General features: G+C 51.3%; 21 protein-coding genes. 11 read left to right on the plus strand and 10 right to left on the minus strand.

The window, feature by feature from the left end:
* Window positions 1-11: 11 nt before the first annotated feature.
* Window positions 12-1,700, minus strand: coding sequence for an N-acyl-D-amino-acid deacylase family protein (locus WBJ47_RS13395; protein ID WP_422243598.1), 1,689 nt, complete (start codon window positions 1,698-1,700; stop codon window positions 12-14).
* Window positions 1,701-1,736: 36 nt separating this feature from the next.
* Window positions 1,737-2,960 carry a CaiB/BaiF CoA transferase family protein gene (locus tag WBJ47_RS13400; RefSeq protein WP_422243599.1) on the minus strand — a complete coding sequence of 408 codons (1,224 nt, stop codon included), beginning with the start codon at window positions 2,958-2,960 and terminating at the stop codon, window positions 1,737-1,739.
* A gap of 161 nt (window positions 2,961-3,121) precedes the next feature.
* Between WBJ47_RS13400 and WBJ47_RS13405 the strand changes: the two genes are divergently transcribed.
* Window positions 3,122-3,610, plus strand: coding sequence for a prolyl-tRNA synthetase associated domain-containing protein (locus WBJ47_RS13405; RefSeq protein WP_422243600.1), 489 nt, complete (start codon window positions 3,122-3,124; stop codon window positions 3,608-3,610).
* A 15-nt stretch (window positions 3,611-3,625) separates the two neighbouring features.
* Here WBJ47_RS13405 and WBJ47_RS13410 read toward each other — a convergent pair whose 3' ends face one another.
* The gene (locus WBJ47_RS13410) at window positions 3,626-4,588 is read right to left on the minus strand and encodes a tripartite tricarboxylate transporter substrate binding protein (protein ID WP_422243601.1); all 963 of its coding nucleotides are present in this window, start codon (window positions 4,586-4,588) and stop codon (window positions 3,626-3,628) included.
* Window positions 4,589-4,673: 85 nt separating this feature from the next.
* On the opposite strand from WBJ47_RS13410, the gene WBJ47_RS13415 reads away from it, so the two are divergent.
* Window positions 4,674-5,336, plus strand: coding sequence for a nitroreductase (locus tag WBJ47_RS13415; RefSeq protein WP_422243602.1), 663 nt, complete (start codon window positions 4,674-4,676; stop codon window positions 5,334-5,336).
* Window positions 5,337-5,359: 23 nt separating this feature from the next.
* Here WBJ47_RS13415 and WBJ47_RS13420 read toward each other — a convergent pair whose 3' ends face one another.
* Window positions 5,360-6,031, minus strand: a complete 672-nt coding sequence (locus tag WBJ47_RS13420) for an isochorismatase family protein (protein ID WP_422243603.1) — start codon at window positions 6,029-6,031, stop codon at window positions 5,360-5,362.
* 86 nt (window positions 6,032-6,117) lie between these two features.
* Between WBJ47_RS13420 and WBJ47_RS13425 the strand changes: the two genes are divergently transcribed.
* A complete protein-coding gene (locus tag WBJ47_RS13425; protein ID WP_422243604.1) occupies window positions 6,118-6,909 on the plus strand; it encodes an HpcH/HpaI aldolase family protein in 792 nt (263 codons plus the stop codon).
* Here the strand turns inward: WBJ47_RS13425 and WBJ47_RS13430 are convergent.
* A complete protein-coding gene (locus WBJ47_RS13430) occupies window positions 6,896-7,675 on the minus strand; it encodes an enoyl-CoA hydratase/isomerase family protein (RefSeq protein WP_422243605.1) in 780 nt (259 codons plus the stop codon). The two genes, WBJ47_RS13425 and WBJ47_RS13430, sit on opposite strands and share 14 nt — an antisense overlap.
* Before the next feature lie 32 nt (window positions 7,676-7,707).
* A complete protein-coding gene (locus WBJ47_RS13435; RefSeq protein ID WP_422243606.1) occupies window positions 7,708-8,799 on the minus strand; it encodes an alkene reductase in 1,092 nt (363 codons plus the stop codon).
* 161 nt (window positions 8,800-8,960) lie between these two features.
* Here WBJ47_RS13435 and WBJ47_RS13440 point away from each other — a divergent pair, with 161 nt between their 5' ends.
* From WBJ47_RS13440 to WBJ47_RS13465, 6 genes are read left to right on the plus strand one after another with little or no spacing between them, the layout of a single operon-like run.
* A complete protein-coding gene (locus WBJ47_RS13440; protein WP_422243607.1) occupies window positions 8,961-10,592 on the plus strand; it encodes an ABC transporter substrate-binding protein in 1,632 nt (543 codons plus the stop codon).
* A 43-nt stretch (window positions 10,593-10,635) separates the two neighbouring features.
* Window positions 10,636-11,610: an ABC transporter permease gene (locus WBJ47_RS13445; RefSeq protein ID WP_422243608.1), complete on the plus strand. Its 975-nt coding sequence runs from the start codon at window positions 10,636-10,638 to the stop codon at window positions 11,608-11,610.
* On the plus strand, window positions 11,610-12,512 hold the full coding sequence (locus tag WBJ47_RS13450) for an ABC transporter permease (RefSeq protein ID WP_422243609.1): 903 nt from the start codon (window positions 11,610-11,612) through the stop codon (window positions 12,510-12,512). Before WBJ47_RS13445 ends, WBJ47_RS13450 begins: the two co-directional genes overlap by 1 nt.
* The gene (locus WBJ47_RS13455; protein WP_422243610.1) at window positions 12,509-13,504 is read left to right on the plus strand and encodes an ABC transporter ATP-binding protein; all 996 of its coding nucleotides are present in this window, start codon (window positions 12,509-12,511) and stop codon (window positions 13,502-13,504) included. Before WBJ47_RS13450 ends, WBJ47_RS13455 begins: the two co-directional genes overlap by 4 nt.
* Window positions 13,501-14,481, plus strand: a complete 981-nt coding sequence (locus WBJ47_RS13460) for an ABC transporter ATP-binding protein (protein WP_422243611.1) — start codon at window positions 13,501-13,503, stop codon at window positions 14,479-14,481. The genes WBJ47_RS13455 and WBJ47_RS13460 overlap by 4 nt, the downstream gene beginning before the upstream one ends.
* Window positions 14,482-14,498: 17 nt before the next feature.
* Window positions 14,499-15,464, plus strand: coding sequence for a succinylglutamate desuccinylase (locus WBJ47_RS13465; protein ID WP_422243612.1), 966 nt, complete (start codon window positions 14,499-14,501; stop codon window positions 15,462-15,464).
* Window positions 15,465-15,563: 99 nt separating this feature from the next.
* Here WBJ47_RS13465 and WBJ47_RS13470 read toward each other — a convergent pair whose 3' ends face one another.
* Together WBJ47_RS13470 and WBJ47_RS13475 are read right to left on the minus strand one after the other, a co-directional pair.
* A complete protein-coding gene (locus WBJ47_RS13470; RefSeq protein ID WP_422243613.1) occupies window positions 15,564-16,544 on the minus strand; it encodes a Bug family tripartite tricarboxylate transporter substrate binding protein in 981 nt (326 codons plus the stop codon).
* Between the two features lie 31 nt (window positions 16,545-16,575).
* Window positions 16,576-17,520 (minus strand): rhodanese-related sulfurtransferase, encoded by a 945-nt coding sequence (locus WBJ47_RS13475; protein ID WP_422243614.1) that lies wholly within the window; start codon window positions 17,518-17,520, stop codon window positions 16,576-16,578.
* 163 nt (window positions 17,521-17,683) lie between these two features.
* Here WBJ47_RS13475 and WBJ47_RS13480 point away from each other — a divergent pair, with 163 nt between their 5' ends.
* Together WBJ47_RS13480 and WBJ47_RS13485 are read left to right on the plus strand one after the other, a co-directional pair.
* Entirely contained in the window at window positions 17,684-18,643 is a 960-nt protein-coding gene (locus tag WBJ47_RS13480; RefSeq protein ID WP_422243615.1) for a Bug family tripartite tricarboxylate transporter substrate binding protein, read from the plus strand.
* Between the two features lie 15 nt (window positions 18,644-18,658).
* Window positions 18,659-19,036 carry a cupin domain-containing protein gene (locus tag WBJ47_RS13485; protein WP_422243616.1) on the plus strand — a complete coding sequence of 126 codons (378 nt, stop codon included), beginning with the start codon at window positions 18,659-18,661 and terminating at the stop codon, window positions 19,034-19,036.
* A 66-nt stretch (window positions 19,037-19,102) separates the two neighbouring features.
* On the opposite strand, the gene WBJ47_RS13490 is transcribed toward WBJ47_RS13485, so the two are convergent.
* Entirely contained in the window at window positions 19,103-19,273 is a 171-nt protein-coding gene (locus WBJ47_RS13490) for a hypothetical protein (RefSeq protein WP_422243617.1), read from the minus strand.
* Between the two features lie 13 nt (window positions 19,274-19,286).
* On the minus strand, window positions 19,287-20,360 hold the full coding sequence (locus WBJ47_RS13495; protein ID WP_424585327.1) for a YeeE/YedE thiosulfate transporter family protein: 1,074 nt from the start codon (window positions 20,358-20,360) through the stop codon (window positions 19,287-19,289).
* Between the last annotated feature and the right edge of the window lie 2 nt (window positions 20,361-20,362).

Consider the following 20,362-nt stretch of genomic DNA (forward strand, 5'->3'; position numbering starts at 1 on the left):
AGCCCAAGTCGCTATTGCAAAAATGAATCAATCACCTGCCCCGGACCTTCGGCGAGCTTTACGTAATCTTTGCCATCATGCACCATGCAGCCGTTGACCCAGACACCATGTATACCAGTGCCTGAACGCACCTTGCGTGCACCACCACCTGGCAAATCATGCAAGGTTTCAAGCTTGGTCATCCCCACCTCTTTTGGATCAAACAACAGCATATCCGCTGGCGCACCTTTGATTAAACGCCCGCGATTCGGAATCTTGAAGCGATCCGCAGCATGACTGGTAATACGGCGAATCCCCTCTTCGAGCGTAAATTCTCCGGTCTTACGCACCCAGTGTCCAAGGAAATGCAAGCCAAAGGCCGCATCGCACATATAGATCAAATGGGCACCGGCATCCGACAAAGTCACGACAGAGGATGAGTGTTTGAGTAAAGGGGCGACACCTGCGTCAATATGGTTGAAAAACTTTCCAATGACGTGATTTTTCAGGTTCTCTTTGATAGCTAACTCAAAGAAAGCATCCAGTGGCTCCATGCCCCATTTTTTTCCAAGCGCCTCATACGTCATCCCCTCTAGCGCAGCATGCTCAGGAAGTGAGACTTCACCCACCTCGAGATATTTCCAATCGCCGAGGAACAAAATGCCGGGTTTGAGGTTTTTAAGATTCTCTCTGAATTGCTGGCGGAAGGCGGGATCTTTGTAGGCGCTTAGGATTTCTGCAGCCGGGCGATTTTTGACCCGATCAAAAGCAGAGTGGCTATACATCGGATAGGGTTCTTCGAGCGTAAAGTCAAACGAAAGCGGCTGGCAACTTGTCAGGATGTAGACCTCATTGCCACGCGCGCGCGCCTGCTCGGCCTTTTCATAATAGGTGATGGCAAGATCAGGAGTCGCAGGGTTGTACATCGACAAGACGGTTGAAATAAAAGCAGGACGACCGCTGTTGGCCGCCACTTTTTCAATCACTTCAGGCGTCGCGCGTGCACCTGTCGCCATCATGAAGACACCTTTGTCGAACTCTTTCATGACGCCTGAGAGCGCGAGTAATTCTTCCTCAGTCGCGATCGTCGAAGGCATGGGGATGCCACCATAGCCGCTGTGATTTGGCGAAAATGACGAAGCGAAACCAATCGCTCCTGCTTGCATGGCTTCACGCACTAACTGACACATCGCCTCAAGCTCTTGAGGCGATGGAGTGACCTTTTCAGAGCCTGCAGGTCCCATCACCGCGGTACGTACTACCGAGTGGCCGACAAAGAGCGCTGTATTCAGATAGGGCTTGGTCGCCCGCAACTGATCCATATACTCTTTGAAGGTTTCAAAATTCCAATTGATCCCGCTCAACAGGGCATTGAGATCCATCCCCTCGACAACCGAGAGATTTTTCATCATGGTCTCGCGGTGCTCTGCTGGGCAAGGGGTGATGCCAAAACCGCAATTTCCCATCACGACAGTCGTCACACCAAGCGCCGGCGAGGGTGACATGGTGGGGTCCCAGGTGACCTGGGCATCGAAGTGCGTGTGCAAATCGACAATCCCTGGCATTAAGGACAGACCCTTGGCATCGACCTCTTGTTTAGCGGATCCTGTGACCGCACCAATTTCAGCCACCACACCGTTTAGAACCGCAACGTCAGCGATTTTTCCTGGATGACCCAAACCGTCAAATACCTGAGCCTGTCTAATGATCAAGTCGTACATGTTGTCTCCCCTGCTATTTTTTGAATATATTTTTTATTAAACAATGCCCTTCGTCTTGAGCGAAGTGACTTCATCCTGCGATTTATTTAAAACTGACAGCAAAATTTCGTCCGTGTGCTGCCCGAGCGCAGGAGGCGGCATTTCGTGTTTGATAGGCGTTTCGGAAAACTTCATCGGGCTGCCAACTAAGGGCACCGTACCCGCCACTGCGTGTGGCAGTTCGATTTTCATGCCGCGCGCCAATACTTGGGGTTCTTCGAAAACCTGTGCCACGTTATTGATGGGTCCATTTGCGACACCAGCCTCATCCAACATTTTGACCCACTCACGTGTTGTCCGCGTGAGAAAAATGTCATTGAGAATATTGGTGATGGCTTCACGGTTTTTAACGCGTGCACCATTGGTCGAATACAGCGGGTCTTTGGAGAGATGGACACAGTCAGCGATCTCACAGAACTTATTAAATAAATTATCGTTTCCGCAGGCGAGAATCAAAGCACCATCCGACGTTTTGAACGTCTGATAAGGGACAATATTGGGGTGCGCATTGCCGATGGCCTTTGGAGCCTCGCCTGTCGCAAAGTAATTCATCGCCTGATTTGCGAGAAACGCGACGCAGGAATCGAGCAAGGAAACGTCGATCCATTGGCCTTGGCCTGTAACAGCGCGATTTGCGATGGCGGCACAAATCGCAACACTTGCGTACATGCCTGTCGTCAAATCAATGATCGGCACTCCGACGCGTTGCGGACCACCGCCGGGGAGGTCATCGCGCTCACCCGTGACACTCATCAACCCGCCCATGCCTTGGGCCATAAAATCATAGCCAGGACGATCCTTTTCAGGCCCCGTCTGACCAAAGCCTGTCACAGAGCAATAAATAATCGCAGGGTTGATGGCCTTGATGTCCTCGTAGCCCAGTCCGTAACGGGCAAGATCGCCAACTTTATAGTTTTCAAGAATCACATCTACATTTTTCGCAAGCTCTCGCACCAGCGCTTGGCCTTCGGGCTTGGAAATGTCGATGGTAATAGAGCGTTTGCCCCGATTGGCTGCGCAAAAATAAGCCGACTCCCGAGTCGTATTCCCTTGCTCGTCTCTCAAAAAAGGCGGCGCAAATGCACGTGAATCATCGCCTTTCACGGGGCGCTCAACCTTAATAACATCTGCACCTAAGTCGGCAAGGTTTTGGGCCGCCCAGGGAGCCGCCAGGACGCGGGATAAATCAAGGACTTTGATATGCGAAAGTGGACCGGACATGGTGAGATTCCAATTCTTTTAAACAAGGTGTCTATTGTAGAGTGTTCTATGCACTCAGTACGTCTTGAGGCCCAGGTCACGTGACAGGATTTGTGAGGCGCCTTATCGGCTTCCGGACATAGAATCCAGCACCCCTCTGTCAGGAATGATTTCACCTCAACATGACGATTTCACGGTTCCTCGCCTCCCATCGGTTTAATTTCACCAGATTTGAGCATCGCGCGACTCAAACGTGCGCCGAGTTCGAAGCGTTGGTGCCCGCCTTACCAGGCACACGCAATAAAAATTTATTTTTGAGAGACAAAAAGGGACTTCGACACGTTTTAGTGATTGTGCCGCCCAAGCTTGTGATTGATTTGGACAAGCTGAGTGCGCTTTTAGGCATGAGACGCCTCGGCTTTGCCTCAACGGATCGCCTGCGCCAACACTTGGGTGTTGAATCAGGCTCAGTGAGTGTCCTGAGCCTGATTCATGATCTGTCAAATTCCGTAGAACTCGTCATTGATCAGACAATCTGGAATGCAGAAGCAATTCAAGCGCACCCTTTAATCAATACCGAGACTGTTGTCATCCCGCAGCCAGAGCTAAAACGGTTTCTCGCGACAACAGGCCATTTGCCTACAGTGCTTGATATTCCGGGCGTGCAATAGACGCCCTTGTTCTCATTAATCGAGCTTGATGTTGTACTCTTTGGCGACACGTTGCCATTTGGCCAGTTCAGCACGACGGAAATCCTCGAGCTGCTGTGGCGACGAGGCAATAATCTCGCCGCTAAACGCATCAATACCCGCCTTGACTGAGGGCTGCTGCATGACCTTGACCAAGGCTTTGTTCAATCGTTCAATCACTGCCGCTGGAGTGCCCGCAGGCGCAAAGATGGCATTCCATTCGTAGCTCGAATAGCCCTTGACACCGCTTTCAGCAATCGTGGGCACATCCGGCAAAACGGCAGAACGCTTTTCTCCGCCCGAGGCAATCACATTAAGCTTGCCTGACTTGATCTGTGGGAGAGCCGTGCCAACAGTGGCAAAGGCAAGCGGAACCTGACCAGACATCACATCAGTAATCGCCAAGCCACCACCTTTGTAATGGACTGACTCAAGATGCGTGCCAGCCAAGGCGTTGAACAACGCACCTGCCAAATGCTGTGCGCTACCTGCACCGGAGGTGGCGTAATGCACAACAGGGGTTTTAGGCGTTGCCAGTTTGATCAGCTCTTGAACCGTTTTGGCTTGAAAGGTTGGGCTAGAAACCAAAATATTCGGGACGCGCTGCAACAGCATGACGGAGGAAAAATCTTTCAGCGTATCGAACTGCATCTTGCGTAAGGCGGGATTTTGCGTATGGTTTGCCGCATCCAGCATGATGGTGTATCCATCTGGAGCCGCTTTGGCGACATAGGCTGCACCAATCATGCCTCCCGCACCACCACGATTGTCTACGATCACATTTTGTCCCAGCTCTTTAGCAAGCTCGGGGGCAATGAGACGGGCTACACGATCCGCGGTGCCGCCCGGAGGATAGGTCACAACCAAGGTGATGTTGCGGTCTGGATACGCGGCATGGGCTAAGGTAGCGCCTAGCAGGGTCGCAGTGGCCAAGAGCGTGCGGGTAAAGGGAAAACGCATTTTTAGTCTCCAAGGATCAATATTTCGTTTAATACTGTAAACCATCGCTACAATCCTCGCAGAAAAATAGTCAGGAGACACTAAGATGGATGTATTACAAGGCATCAATACGCGCCAAAGTATCCGTGGCTTTAAACAGACTCCGGTTCCAGAGTCCTTACTCAGAGAAGTGTTGCAAGCGGCGGGACGCAGTCCTTCGTATAAAAATACTCAGCCTTGGGAAGTCTCGATTGTGACTGGCAAGACGCGTGACGCTTTGGCTGAGAAGCTTTTTAAAATTGCCAGTGACAATACCGCGCCCCAGTATGACTTCCCTGCTCCGGAGTCCTGGCCTGCGGCTATGGATTTTCGCGCCAAAGACCATGGCACGAGGCGCTTTAACGCGCTAGGAATCGGTCGTGACGACAGTAAGCTTCGCAATGAGCTTCGCATGCAAAACTTTAAGTTTTTTGGTGCGCCCTGCGCTGTATTCTTTTTTATGGATGAGTCTCTCGAGCACTGGTCGACTCTGGATATGGGCTTATTTCTTCAATCTTTTACCTTGGCCGCTCACGGCGCGGGGCTCGGGACGTGCATGCAGGCGTCTGTGTCGGGCTATCCAGACGCTATTCGAGAGAGTCTGGGGCTGCCCTTCAGCAAGAAACTGATTGTCGCCATGTCGCTCGGCTATCCAGATATGGAGGCGCCCATCAACAGTTATCAGAGCACGAGAATGGAGGTCGATGCCTTTACGACTTGGCATCGCTAATCAGGCTAGTTTCTCTGCGCTGCTCATGCAAACTTTGCACTGAGCAGCTCCTGCACATAAGCAAGTGACTCCACGTCTGCGGACTTCATATCCATATCAAATAAGTTGGCTTTGTGGGCCTGAGGACTACGGTCACCGCACGCTTCTTCGACCACGATCACTCTAAAGTTGTGCGCAAAGGCGTCTGACACGGCGCCTCGCACACAGCCCGAAGTAGAAATCCCACACACCACAATCGTGTCAATCCCGTCATAACGGAGAAAAGACTCAAGGGGCGTTCCAAAAAAACACGACGGTTTATTTTTAAGCACGATGCGATCAATGGGTCTGGGCGCATACGCATCAGGCCACTGATCTGCTCGCGGATCGCTGTGATATTGAAAGGCATCGGGTGCGGCAAGCTTGTAGTTCCAAACACCGCGATATGTAGGATGACTGCGATCATCGCGACGACTGTAATAGATGGGTAGATTGAGTGTACGAAATTGCTGAGTGAGTGCGGTCACTGCATCCGTCACAGTCGTCATATCTCTGCCACACATCGAATAAGCAGGGTCGACAAACATATAGGTTGTGTCGACATTGAGTAAGGCCACGCGTTCGCCCATCCCGATGCGTTCACCAAAGCCACCCTTTTTATACGTTTCTAATTCTTCGTCGGGGACGTAACCCCGCCATTTTTCTAATTTATCCACCGAACGCGCCTCTTAAACTATTTTTGTAAAGTCCTGCATTGTGTTTTACCATCTTGTGAATCAATCATAAAAGAAAAGACACACATATGACGACGCTCAAACAAAACACCCTCAAAGCAGCCCTCTACAACAAGCAAATTCAATTGGGACTTTGGTGTGGCTTATCGAGTAGCTACTCTACGGAAATTGTGGCGGGTTCTGGTTACGACTGGCTGACGCTTGATATGGAGCACTCACCCAATGATATGCACACAGTTCTGACGCAGTTGCAAATGCTGGGTGGCTACAACCTAGAGCCTGCGGTCCGTCTCGTCAAATTTGATAAGGATTTGGTTAAACAATACCTAGACATGGGCGTGCGCACACTGATTTTGCCCAATGTGGAGTCTGCCTCTCAAGCGCAAGAGATCGTCTCCTCCACGCGCTACCCACATCGAGGCATCCGAGGCGTTGCTGGTCAACAGCGTGCGAATCGCTGGGGCCGTGTGGCGAACTATGCTCAGACCGCGGATGAGCAGCTCTGTGTGTTGGTTCAGATTGAATCGGCGGATGGTGTCAAACACTTTGATTCGATCATCAGTGTCGAGGGGGTCGATGGTGCCTTTATCGGCCCGAATGACATGGCCGCCAGCTTGGGGTTTTTAGGTCAACAGCATCACCCAGAGGTACAAAAGGCGATTCAGTCCCTGCCCGCTATTGCAGCGAAGTACGGTAAGTCGATTGGCATTTTGGCCGCCTCTGAGGCGGATGCGCAGCGTTATATCGAATGGGGTTACAAAATGGTTGGGCTCGGCTCGGACCAAGGCTTGCTGGCCAAAGCCAGCGACACCTTGCTCTCAAACTGTCGACAATTTGTAGGCGGGCTTAGCGGCCGGTAAATTTGGGCGGCTGTTTTGCTAAAAATGATTGATATCCGATACGAAAGTCTTCGGTATCGAAACACTCAAAACATTCCGCGCGCTCAAGCGCAGTCAGTGGCGCGGGATCTGCCAACCGACGTGCAAATTTTTTGTGCCAACGTGCCACCAGCGGCGCACCCGACGCAATACGTTGTGCCGTTGCCATGGCTTCGGCCGCAACCTGATCATCTGGCACGACTCTTGAGACAAGTCCGATGCGCAACGCCTCTTGCGCATCAAAAATGCGACCTTCGAGCAAAATCTCCAGGGCCTTGGATGCACCGATTAAAGACGCGATGGGTTCCATCTCGTCATAGGCCATGACTAAACCTAGGTTTTTGATGGGCGCGCCAAAACGACTTGAAGCACCGCAGATCCGCAGATCCGCGAGGGAGGCAATCTCCAACCCCCCTCCCACGCAAATACCGTGAATCTGCGCCACAATCGGATGACGGCAGCTCTTAATTTTGTTGACGGTCTGATGCATGAAATGTCCGTACTCAGTTGCCTGAGCCTGATTGGATCGCTGCGTTTCAAACTCGCTAATGTCATTGCCAGGAGAAAAGGCTTTTTCACCGGCACCACGCAAAATAATGCAACGCACATCATCTTGGGCGGACAACGCCACGATCGCATCACCCAGTTGACCCCACAAGGGCTTGGTCATCGCGTTTAGCTTTTCAGGACGATTAATCGTCAAGGTCACGATGTCATCGACCCTGGATTGCAACAAAATATCGGACATGATGTTTCAGGCTCCTTTTTTATGATCAATATTTAAGTCATCGTGGGGTAGTCCACATAACCTTTTGCGTCACCGCCGTAAAAAGTTTTGCGATCATAGGGTGTTAAGGGCGCGTTAGCCAACAACCTTTCAGGCAGATCAGGATTTGAAATATACAAGCGGCCAAAGGCGATGGCATCCGCAAGATCTTCGCTGACGAACTCCTCAGCGCCTTCGCGATTAAAGCCTCCAGCAGCAATAATCTTGCCTTGAAAAAGCGGACGAAAAAGTTTGGACGTACTCGGCTGACCTTCGGCCACCTTGTCCGTGCCGCCCGCCAAGGTTGAGCGTGGCTCAATCAGGTGCAGATAGGATAAGCCAAGCGGATTGAGCTGCTGAACCACATAGGTAAATAAACCCAAGGTGTCACGGTCAGACATATCATTAAAAGTGCCATAGGGTGACAAACGTACACCAACACGATCCGCACCCCATACGCCGATAACCGCCTGCAACACCTCAAGCAACAAACGACTCCGATTTTCAATACTGCCGCCATATTGGTCGTCGCGCTTGTTAGAGCCGTCATGCAAGAACTGATCCAACAAATAACCATTTGCGCCATGCACCTCAACGCCATCAAAACCTGCTGCTTTTGCTTGCTGTGCGGCGTGAACGTAATCAGCGATCAAGGCAGGAATTTCCTCCACGCTCAAGGCGCGTGGTGTCTCATACTCAGCGAGCTGCCACGTTGCGGTGTACACCTTTCCAGTGGGAGCAAGGGCTGACGGGGCGACTGGTAGCCCCTCAGCGGGGTGAAGTGAGGAATGTGAAATCCTGCCGACATGCCAGAGCTGACACACCATTTTGCCGCCTTTGGCATGCACTGCATCGGTCACCTTTTTCCAGCCAGCTACTTGAGCGTCGCTGTAAATGCCTGGTGTTGCGGGATAACCCTTGGCTAAATTTGAAATTTGGGCCGCTTCTGAAATGATCAAACCCGCACTCGCACGCTGGCTATAGTACTCAGCTGCCAGCTCGCCAGGCACGTCACCCTCGGTCGCTCGCATACGCGTCAATGGTGCCATCACGACACGATTTTTGAGCGTCAATGCACCTAATTGGGTGGGAGTAAAAAGTTTCATATGTTTGAAGCCTGAACAAAGTTAAAAATGGACACCCTGATTCTATACCTACAACGCGTCACTAAAGTTAGATAGTGGAAACCACTAGACAATACGGTTGTCACTTGCTTGACCAGCCGCTATATTGATCCCCGTTACCACTTTGATCTGGGATCTTTGTCATGACTGCATCTAAAGCACAAAAATTCAGTATGAACCCGGTGCGCCGGTTATTGGTCGGTGCGTCGTTGGCCGCCTCTGTTGCCTTGACGGCAGGATGGTCCACAGTCTCTTTTTCTCAAGAAATCAAAGACCTGGTCATCGCACTTTCAACCCCTGTCACGACAGTCGACCCACACTTCCATAACCTCACTCCCAACAACGGCATGGCCGCGCACGTCTTTGAGACGCTAGTCAAAACAGACCCTGCGCTCAAGACCTACCCCGGCTTGGCTGAGTCCTGGAAAGCAATCTCAGATACTGAGTGGGAATTTAAGCTACGTAAAGGTGTGAAGTGGCACAACGGCGAACCCTTCACTGCTGAAGATGTAGCGGCAACTATTAAGCGAATTCCTAACGTCCCGAACAGCCCAGCTTCATTTGCTGTGTTCGTGCGCGCGATCACAGATGTCAATATTGTTGATTCGCATACGATCCGCTTTAAAACCAAAGAGCCTTATCCTCTCCTGCCAGCCGACATGGTATCCGTGGCGATTGTGCCCAAAGCCATTGCAGAAACTGCCAAAACAGAAGACTTCAATTCTGGCAAAGCTATGATTGGCACAGGTCCTTTCCGCTTTGAACAGTATGTGTCGGGTGATCGTGTCATTCTGACGCGTAACAAAGACTACTATGGCAAGCAACCCGATTGGGACAAAGTGACCTTTCGCATCATTACTAGCGCGCCCGCACGTGTCGCCGCCCTGCTTTCTGGGGACGTGCATATGGTCGAAGGTGTCCCGACTGCCGATGCCGCAAAGCTCAAAAAAGACAAACGCATTGAGGTTTCGAACGCTGTTTCAAACCGTATGATTTATCTGCACATGGACAGCAACCGCAAAACCAACTCGCCCTTCATCACGACTGCTGACGGCAAGCCCATGGAGGCCAACCCTCTGACTGATGCGCGCGTGCGTCGTGCACTCAGCAAGATGATTGATCGCAATGCGATCGTGTCACGCGTCATGGAAGGACAAGCAATCCCCGCGGGACAGTTGCTTGACGAAGCCTTTTTCGGCACCAGTAAAAAGCTAAAGCCTGATGCGTATGATCCTGCAGGCGCAAAAAAACTTATGGCTGAAGCCGGCTACCCCAATGGTTTCGGTGTCACGCTGCATTCACCGAATAACCGCTATATCAATGACGGCGCAACCGCTCAAGCAGTAGCTCAGTTCTTCTCGCGTAATGGCGTCCCGACCAAGGTCGACACAATGCCATCGAACATTTTCTTTTCACGCGCGAGCAAAATGGAGTTTTCATTGATCCTGGCAGGCTGGGGTGCTGCATCGGGCGATACATCCTCCCCACTGCGTGCGTTGCTTGCGACTAATGACCCCAAGGCAGGCATGGGTGGCGCCAACCGCGGTCGTTTTTCCAGCCCTGAGCTTGATGCATTGATCGCCAAAGCCATTGTGATTATTGATGACAAGCAGCGTGATGCGGCATTAGCGCTCGCGAGCGAAAAAGCAATGGAACTGCAAGGTTTGATTCCTCTGCACTATGAGGTCAGCACTTGGGCCTCACGCAAAGGTGTTCAATATGGCGGTCGTGCGGATCAGTACACACTCGCACAATTCGTGACACGTGCAAAGTAATTCGTTCTCTACTCTCTCAACACCAACTAAGGACTTGTAACCAGTGACCGCTTTTATCCTTCGTCGTTTGGCACAGTCCTTGTTGGTGTTGTTTATCACGTCAATGTTGGTGTTCGGGGGTCTTTATCTTGTTGGAGATCCCGTTGAAATTTTGGTACACCCTGAGGCGGACCAAATTGAGAAAGAGCGCGCTCGCGTCGCGCTCGGCTTAGACAAGCCGGTGGTCGAGCAATACTTTATCTTTTTAAAAGGCGCGCTCACAGGTAATCTCGGCAACTCGTTTGTATACGCCAGACCTGCGCTCGAAATTATTTTTGAAAGAATGCCCGCCACGATGGAGTTAGCCGTTCTGGCGATGTTGATTTCCGTTTTGCTAGGGATACCGCTCGGTCTTTATGCTGGGCTGAGGCCAAACTCTCCGTTTTCTCGACTGATCATGACAAGCTCCATTGTTGGTTTCTCATTACCGACATTCTGGGTGGGCTTGCTGCTGATTTTGTGTTTTGCCGTCACGCTGGGATGGCTCCCCTCCACCGGACGTGGCCCGACGACAGACGTATTTGGTCTACAGCTTTCTATTTTTAGCTGGGAGGGACTGAAGTACGCCCTACTCCCTGCGTTAAACCTTGCGCTCTTAAAGCTTGCGCTCATCATTCGACTCACCCGCGCTCAAACGCGAGAACAAAGCTTGCTGGATTACATAAAATTTGCGCGAGCCAAAGGACTGAAATCTTCGCGTGTGGTCGGCGTGCACTTGCTTAAAAACATTTTAATTCCCTTGGTGACTGTCATCGGTCTTGAGCTTGGCTCCGTGATTGCTTACGCCATTGTGACCGAGACTATTTTCGCCTGGCCCGGCATGGGCAAGCTGGTGATTGACTCCATTTTCCAGCTAGATCGTCCCGTTGTGGTCGCCTATCTACTCGTAGTCGTGGCCATGTACATCATTATTAATTTGGTGGTTGATATTCTTTACTCTCTGCTCGACCCAAGAGTGCGTATTTCGGAGCAACACTGATGAGCGAAGCCATCGCAGCAGTCGCCAAGGTGCAAACCCCTTTTAAGCGACTTTGTACCCAATTTGCCGAAAGTCCAGTCGCCATGGTTGGCCTGGTCATGTTGGTCGTGGTGATGTTTACCGCGCTGTTTGCGCCGTGGATTTCACCGCAAAACCCGTATGATCTGGCCTCTCTTGACCTCATGGATGCGCGACTCGCACCTGGAGAAAAAGGACTCAATGGACAGACGTATCTATTGGGAACGGATGGTCAGGGTCGCGACATGGTCTCGGCGATCTTTTATGGCTTGAGGGTGTCTCTCTATGTCGGTCTCACCAGCGGCATTATTGCGCTGGTCATCGGGAGTGTGATGGGCGTTCTGGCGGCACACCTTGGTGGTCGCTTTGAACAAATCATCATGCGTCTGGTGGATATTCAACTGGGCTTTCCAGCGATTTTGGTTGCACTCGTCTTGCTGGCGGTACTCGGCAAAGGTGTAGACAAGATCATCATTGCTCTCGTCAGCGTTCAGTGGGCCTATTACGCACGTACAGCCCGCTCTGCAGCGTTAGTTGAACGTGGCAAAGAATACGTTGAAGCCGCGCGCTCACTCGGCCTCAAAGGCTCACGCATCGTCCTGCGTCACTTATTGCCCAATGCAATGGCACCATTGATTGTGGTCGGCACGGTTCAAGTCGCCCATGCGATTGCGCTTGAAGCCACCCTTTCCTTTTTGGGACTGGGCCTGCCTGCGACGGAGCCTTCGCTTGGCCTGTTAATTTCAAACGGTTACGAGTATCTGCTTTCAGGTAAATACTGGATCAGCGTTTATCCCGGCATCGCGTTGCTCATCACTATCTTGGCGATCAATTTAGTTGGCGATCAATTACGTGATATTTTGAATCCGAGGTTGTCACGATGAGCGCTTTGTTAACGGTCAAAGGCCTACGCACTGAGTTTTTAACCCGCGACGGTATTTTGCCTGCTGTAGCGGATGTTTCCCTAGAGCTTAAGCGCGGCGAAGTGCTGGGCTTGGTTGGGGAGTCTGGTTCAGGTAAATCTGTCACAGGCTTTTCAATCATGGGTCTGGTTGATGCCCCAGGAAAAATTGCCCGCGGCAGCATTGTCTTTGACGGACAAGAGCTAGTGGGTGCCGACGAGGAAACTCTACGTCGCTTGCGAGGCCGTCGTATCGCGATGATCTTTCAAGATCCGATGATGACACTTAACCCCGTCTTGACCGTTGAAACGCAGATGATTGAAACCGTGCTGGCGCACGAGTCTGTCAGCCGAGCGATTGCGCGCGAGCGTTGTGTCGAAGTTCTCGGTAAAGTCGGAATCGCCTCACCCAGCGAACGGCTCGGTCAATATCCGCATCAATTCTCTGGTGGCATGCGTCAACGTGTGGCGATTGCGATCGCGATGTTGCATAAGCCCGATCTCATCATCGCGGACGAACCGACTACCGCCTTGGATGTGACGGTACAGGGACAAATTTTGTATGAAATGCAACAACTAGTCAGTCAGTCTGGCACTGCCTTGATTTGGATCACACACGACCTCGCTGTCGTGGCCGGTCTGGCCGATAAAATCGCGGTGATGTATGCAGGTCGCATCGTTGAGCATGGTTTGGCTGAAGATGTGCTCAGCAACCCGACCCATCCCTATACGCGTGGCCTGCTCGACTCTGTGCCAGCCACCACGACTCCAGGTCAACGGCTGCGTCAAATTCCAGGTTCGGCGCCCTCGATTATGCAACTCGGTGCAGGCTGCGCCTTCGAAGCGCGCTGTACGCGTGTTCTTCCAGCCTGTGCGCAAATGCCCGAGATGGTGGGAATCGGTTCTCGCAGCACACGTTGTTGGAACCCGATCGTTCAGCAGCCTTCCACGGCTTCAACGGAGAGCTTAGCGTGACCGAACTTTTAGCCTTTGATCGAGTATCCAAGCGTTTTGGCAAGAAACTCGATGTGTTTGAAAAAATTGCCCGTGTATTTGGTTCCAACGTTCAAGAACAGACCGTACATGCTGTCGATAACGTTACCTTTACAATCAATCAGGGTGAGGTTGTAGGTTTAGTCGGTGAGTCTGGCTGTGGAAAATCAACGCTCGGACGACTTGGCTGTGGGCTTTACACCCCAAGCGAAGGCACCGTCCGTTATCGCGGCCAGCCCCTGGAAAGCGAAGGCGGTGTTCGGCGTCCTGTACAGCTCATTTTTCAGGATCCATTTGCTTCACTCAATCCTCGTATGCGTGTGATTGATATTGTTGGAGAAGCGCCGCGGGTACATGGTTTGGTGGATAGCTCGCAACAACGCGACTACACCGCGGCCCTGCTCAAGCGCGTTGGCCTTGATCCCTCGTACATGCAACGTTACCCTCACCAGTTTTCAGGAGGTCAACGTGCCCGCATCGGTATCGCCCGCGCGCTCGCCGTCAAGCCAGAGTTTTTGGTGTGCGATGAAGCCGTTGCAGCGTTAGATGTGTCGATTCAGGCGCAGGTCCTCAATCTGTTCATGGATTTGCGCGACGAACTGGGTCTGACCTATCTTTTTATTAGCCACGACCTAGGCGTGGTGAGACATTTGTCTAATCGTGTAGTTGTGATGTATCTCGGACGTGTCGCAGAGATTGCGCCTACCGAGGAGCTCTTCGCCGAACCGAATCATCCCTATACCCAAGCCTTGCTCCAAGAAATCCCTCGCATCGATCGTAAGCATCGCAGTTTTGTGCCGATTAGAGGAGAAATCCCCTCCCCGCTCGCGCCGCCTTCGGGATGTCACTTTCATCCTCGTTGTCCGCATGCGATGCCACGATGCTCTGTCGAAGCGCCGGTGCTCAGAGAAATCAGCCCAGGACGTCAGTCAGCTTGCCATCTCAACGAGCCCCACTAATTTTTAAAAGTAACAAAATGAAACAACCCTATCCTATTGAAATTCAAGCACCTGACATCAGCGCGTGGGAGCACTCCAATACTGGTGTGCCCTTTATTTGGAGCTTTGACTCTGGTCGCCCAGGTCCACATGTCATGGTGCAGGCACTGACCCATGGCAATGAGTTTTGTGGCGCGATTGCGGTGGACTGGTTTCTGCGCCAGCAGGTTAAACCCAATGCCGGTCGCTTGACGATTGCCTTTGCAAACACGCTGGCCTATTCACGCTGGGATCCTGAAAATCCAAGCGCAAGTCGTTACGTGGATGAGGACTTCAATCGTGTTTGGGGAGACGATGTATTGTTCGGCGCGCGTGACTCTGCTGAACTGCGTCGCGCACGCGTCCTGCAGCCTTTTGTCGATGCGGCAGACTATCTGCTCGACATTCATTCGATGTCTGAGCCGTGCGCACCGATTATGGTGTGCGGTGCAACGGGCCAAGGCGGCGAGAAAAGTGCCGCGTTATCCAAGCGTGTCGGATTACCTGAGTTTTTGCTGATCGATACTGGGCATCCTGCAGGTCTACGCATGATTGAGCGGGGCGGTTTTGGCAAGCCCAATGATCCGCGCACGGGTTTGTTGATTGAGTGCGGTCAACATTGGGAAAAATCTGCAGCCGATGTCGCGCACGACACGTTGCTGCGTTTTCTGCGCTTATTCAATATTGTCGATGATGCGTTTGTACAACCTGCACTGCGCTTACCAGTCTGCGCAAAGCAACGCATCGTCCGAGTGACCGAGGCTGTGGTTGCCAAATCAACGGGCTTCCGTTTCAATAAAGAATACAAAGGACTGGAGGTCGTACCCAAGAAGGGTGACGTCGTGGCAACTGACGGTGATCACACGATTTGCGTGCCCTATGACAATACTGTTCTAGTGATGCCTTCGACGTCTAACGTCAAAGTCGGCTCGACTACAGTGCGTTTTGGACAGTTTGAAGACTAAACTTTATTTGTGCTTGAAATAAAAAGGGCGATGCAAGCATCGCCCTTTTTTTCGTCGTGTGAGGAACAGCACGACGAATATCAATACTCAAGGTGTCTGTTAATTATCGATCTTGATATTGCGATCTTTAATGATTTTGCTCCAAGTCGCCGATTCCTTGGCGATGTACTTGGATAAGTCCTCGCGCGAACCTGGCTCAAGTGTCAGTCCATGTGAATGCAAGGCGGCAGTCACTTCTTTGTCTGTAATCACTTTGACGATTTCCTGATTCCAACGATCTAAGATTGCTGGAGGCGTCTTGGCTGACGCAACAAATGCATACCAGTTTCTAGCATCAAAATCTGGATAACCAGACTCTGCAATGGTGGGGATATCAGGGAAAATATCCGCACGTGTGTCGCTCGTGACGGCGATAGGAATCAACTTACCCGATCGGATCTGGGGTGCCGCAGAAGGCAATGCCGAGTAATACACCGTCACGCGATTACCAATCACGTCGACCATGGCTGCACCACCGCCTTTGTAGGGCACGTGAACAATATCCACGCCTGCTCGCTGATTAAACAACTCGCCCTGCAAGTGCGAAGCAGAGCCCGCACCCGTCGAGGCATACGTCAGCTTACCTGGATCTTTTTTAGCCAAGTTAACAAGGTCTTTCAAACTCTTGATACCGGACTCGGGAGAGACCAGCAACACGTTTGGAAAGCTGCCGCCCATCGCGAGTGGTGCCAAATCTTTGACCGGGTCATAAGGGATTTTCATCAAGTGCGACGCGATGGAAAGTGGCCCAATCGAACCCAGCAAAATCACCGAACCATCTGATGGACCTTTGGCGACGACGTCCGTCACAATATTGCCACCCGCACCGGGTTTGTTGTCTACGACAACCTTTTGACCAATATTTTCAGATAGCTTTTTTCCAATAATTCTTGCCGCAATGTCATTGGCGCCACCAGGAGGAAAACCAACATACAAGGTCACAGCCTTATTGGGTGGAAACTCTTGAGCGATGGCTACGCTGCCCAAGCAGCTCAGCAGAACAGCGCCGGTTAATGCCGCGAGTGTGGATTTGATTTTCATACAACCTCTAAAAGTGATGACTAATGCGGTGTTATTTATGCGGAGCTATCTTAGCGCCAATATGGAGTTGGCGACGTGCTTTCGCAAGTTCATACTGTTTTTGACGCTCACGAGCTCGACGTTTGTGCTCTTCGTCACCTTTGCTAAAACAACGTGGACAACTCACTCCTTTTTCAAATTCTGGTGATTGCATTGCACCGTCAGGAAGCGGATCGCGGCAGTTATGGCAGAGTTGGCGACCAGAACGTTGTAAGTGATGATCAACTGAGACGCGATCGTCAAAGACGAAACACTCCCCATTCCATTGACTCTGCTCGGGCGGGACCTCCTCTAGATACTTGAGAATGCCTCCTTCAAGGTGGTAAACCTCGTCAAAGCCCTTGGTTCGCATGAGCGCCGTTGATTTTTCACACCGGATTCCGCCTGTGCAAAACATGGCGACTTTGGGTTTTTTTCCCGTTTGAGAGGTCAGTACCTCAGCCTCACCGACCCACTTGACGAGTTCGGAGAAGGTCTTGATTTTGGGATCAATCGCACCTGTAAACGTTCCAAGCTCGACTTCATAATCATTCCGTGTATCAATTAAAACCACATCAGGATCACTGATCAGAGCATTCCAATCACGGGGCTTAACATAGGTCCCAGCCATATTGGTTGGACTGATTCCTGGCACCCCCATGGTCACTATCTCTTTTTTGAGACGGACTTTCATGCGGTGAAAAGGAGGAAGATCTGACCAAGACTCTTTGTGTTGCAGGGTCGAAAATTTTGAATCTGAGCGAAGATACGCCAGAACTGCATGCACGTCCTCGGGACGGCCGGCAATCGTGCTGTTAATGCCTTCGCGTGCCAACAGAATCATCCCTTTCACATCGCGACGCTCACAAAAATCAAGTAAAACTTGTCGTCTGGCGACGTAGTCGGGTAGATCCACGAATAAATAAAAAGCTGCAGTGAGGTATGAAGGTATAGGCATACTTAGATTGTGCCTTTTTGGCTGCTATCAGTAAAGTCGAGGCACAAGGATGCGTCTTGACAAATGAATGTCCACCCTAGGGAAGATACTCACTTCTTTGTCTGCTCGGCAGGTGGTCCTTATGCTAAAAAGTAAGCCCGTCTTAGAGCTTGGATATCTATCAATGAAAAAGTTACAAACCTTGCTTGGCATTGCCGCGATGACTCTCTCAGCGAGTGTATTTGCACAAGCCTATCCTAACAAGCCGATCACACTGGTTATTCCTTTTGCTGCAGGCAGCGGCACAGATGGCGTAGCGCGCAACGTCGCCCAAAAGCTGTCTGAGCGCATTAAACAGCCTGTTATTGTTGAAAATAAAGCAGGTGCAAGCGCTCAAATTGCAGCTCAGTACGTTGCTAAGGCTGCACCCGACGGCTATACGCTGTTTATGACGACCAACACATCACACTCAGCTAACCCCTGGATGTTTAAGACGCTGAGCTACGATCCGATCAAGGACTTTACGCCGATCGCACGTGTGGGTGAACTACCTTTCGCCTTGGCCGTCAATCCTAAGCTGCCTGTGACCAATCTGACTGAATTGATCGAATACGCCAAAAAGAATCCAGGCAAGCTGTCCTATGCCACGCCAAACAGCACCTCACTGGTCGCCATGGAAACCATCAAGCGGATCTCTGGCATCGATGTCGTTGGCATCCCATACAAAGCCAGCACACAAGCCATGACGGATCTCATTGCAGGTCAGGTGCAAGTCTACGTCGTGGACTTGGGTTCGGGTATGGGTGCACTTAAGTCTGATCGTGTTCGCACATTGGCTGTCACAACAGCAAAGGGATCTCAAAGCTTTCCAGCCGTGCCTTCTATTGCCAGCACAGTTAAGGGTTTTGATTTAACCTCTTGGAACGGTATTTTTGGTCCAGCCAACCTACCACGTCCGATCGTGGACAAACTGAATGCCGAGCTTCAAGCCGTCTTTGCAGACAAAGATTTTCAACAAAAAATTGCTGCAACGGGTTTTGAACTTGACCCCACCAAAACACCTGAAGAGTTTGCTAAATATGTGGACTTTCAACTCAAGCATTGGGGTGAGATGCTGCGTGGCGCAGGTGTAAAGCCCGAATAAGGATGTCCTAGGATCATGACCTCAAAATATCTCATTAAAGAAGCAAGTGTTCAGCCCTACTCGCCAGCTAACCATCACGAGACAAGTAATCGTCGCTTGATTGGTGCCGACAATGTAGGTGCCAAACACATTGAAGTCGTGTTGGGAACCATCGCGCGTGGCGGTGGTGCCCTGCCCCATGCGCATCCTGGACTCGAACAGGTGTGTTACCTCCTGGCTGGCACAGCGCATGTCGAGGTAGATGGGGAGTCCTTTGATATGGAAGCTGGAGATACCTGCTTTTTCCCCGCTGACACGATGCATGTGTTCTCTGTCACGAGCGCTGAACCTGTGCGCGTGTTAGTCATGTATGGTCCGCCTTATGGCGAGCATCCAGAACGCGTCCGGAGATGATGTTCGCTTGATCCAAACTAGGATTGATTGAAGAAAAAGCCGCGAGTATGACGCTCGCGGCTTTTCTTATTTTGAAACTGCGCAGTGTCCACCGCTTGAGGGCTTGCCGGAACCTGCCGCAATCAAGGGTGGTTCATTGCGCAAATCAACCGGCGGTGAAACCAAGGAATCCCATACAAGAAATGAAATCAGACATGCCCAGAAAAGAGCTTGATATTTTTTTGTTGACTGGATCATGTGTGCTGGATCCTTAAAACTGGTAATGGCGGCGGACACGCACACCAATCATCGTGCCAGCAAACGCAAGCGGCACCCAAATCCAACCGTGGATACTTCCTGTTGAAATACCACTCAGCATGGCACCAATATTGCATCCAAACGCCAAGCGGGAACTATATCCCATCAAAAATCCAGCGATCAAACCTACCAACCACTGCTTGGCGGTTAAGGGTTTACTGTCTGTTGAGGCTCGCGCAGAAATCCACAGCGCACCCCCCAAAATACCAATATTTGTAATGGACGTGATGTCCATCAACACCATCTCATTCAAACGCTGGGCATTGCCCGCCTGACTCCAAAAGGCATTTGCAGCGGGATCGAACAAACCAGCCGCATTGACTATTTTGGCCGCCCAGAGTCCAAAGCCATAGACCACTCCCCAGGGCTGTCCGGCGATGATGAGATTGAGTGCGGCAAGAACGGCTAGCGCCAAGGCACCAATGAGCCACTTACGATCCCACCACGTACGCCCCTTTCCCACCCAAAGTCTTGCCGCGAAGCCAAAAATAGCTAAGCCAATCAGTGTGATCACTAAAGCGTTCACGCTACCAAACTCAGTTACCAGTCCAATCGGTTCAATTTGTCCGAGTTTGAGCCAGTCGCCCACTTGCACAGAGCCAAGAAAACTACCCAAGGCGAATAAAGGCAAAATGCCCATATTGAGTGGAATACCCAGACCAGCCTTGTATAAAGTCCCTGACCCGCAGCCATCTGCAATCTGCATAGTCAGACCGAAAACAAAAGCACCAATCAGTAAACTGATACTTGGCGGACCGAGTGCTGCTGTGAGTTCAGAATATTGTCCGAGCAGCGTCAGCGAAAAGGCTGATGCCACCGCGAGCAGTACTAACTGACCCATGACTCCTTTGGGATCTTTGTGTTCAATCAGCTGACGCCATCCTGTGGTGAATCCGAAGCGCGCACCCGCTAGTGCGGCTCCCATCCCAATGCCCACAGCAAACAGAACTGCTTGGCGAATGGAAACTGTCCAAGCAAGGAAAATAAAGAACAGGAATAGCAATAGACTCAGGGGAGTTCGTTTCATTT

The organism is Zwartia sp. (genome assembly GCF_049655405.1).
GTDB lineage: Bacteria > Pseudomonadota > Gammaproteobacteria > Burkholderiales > Burkholderiaceae_B > Zwartia.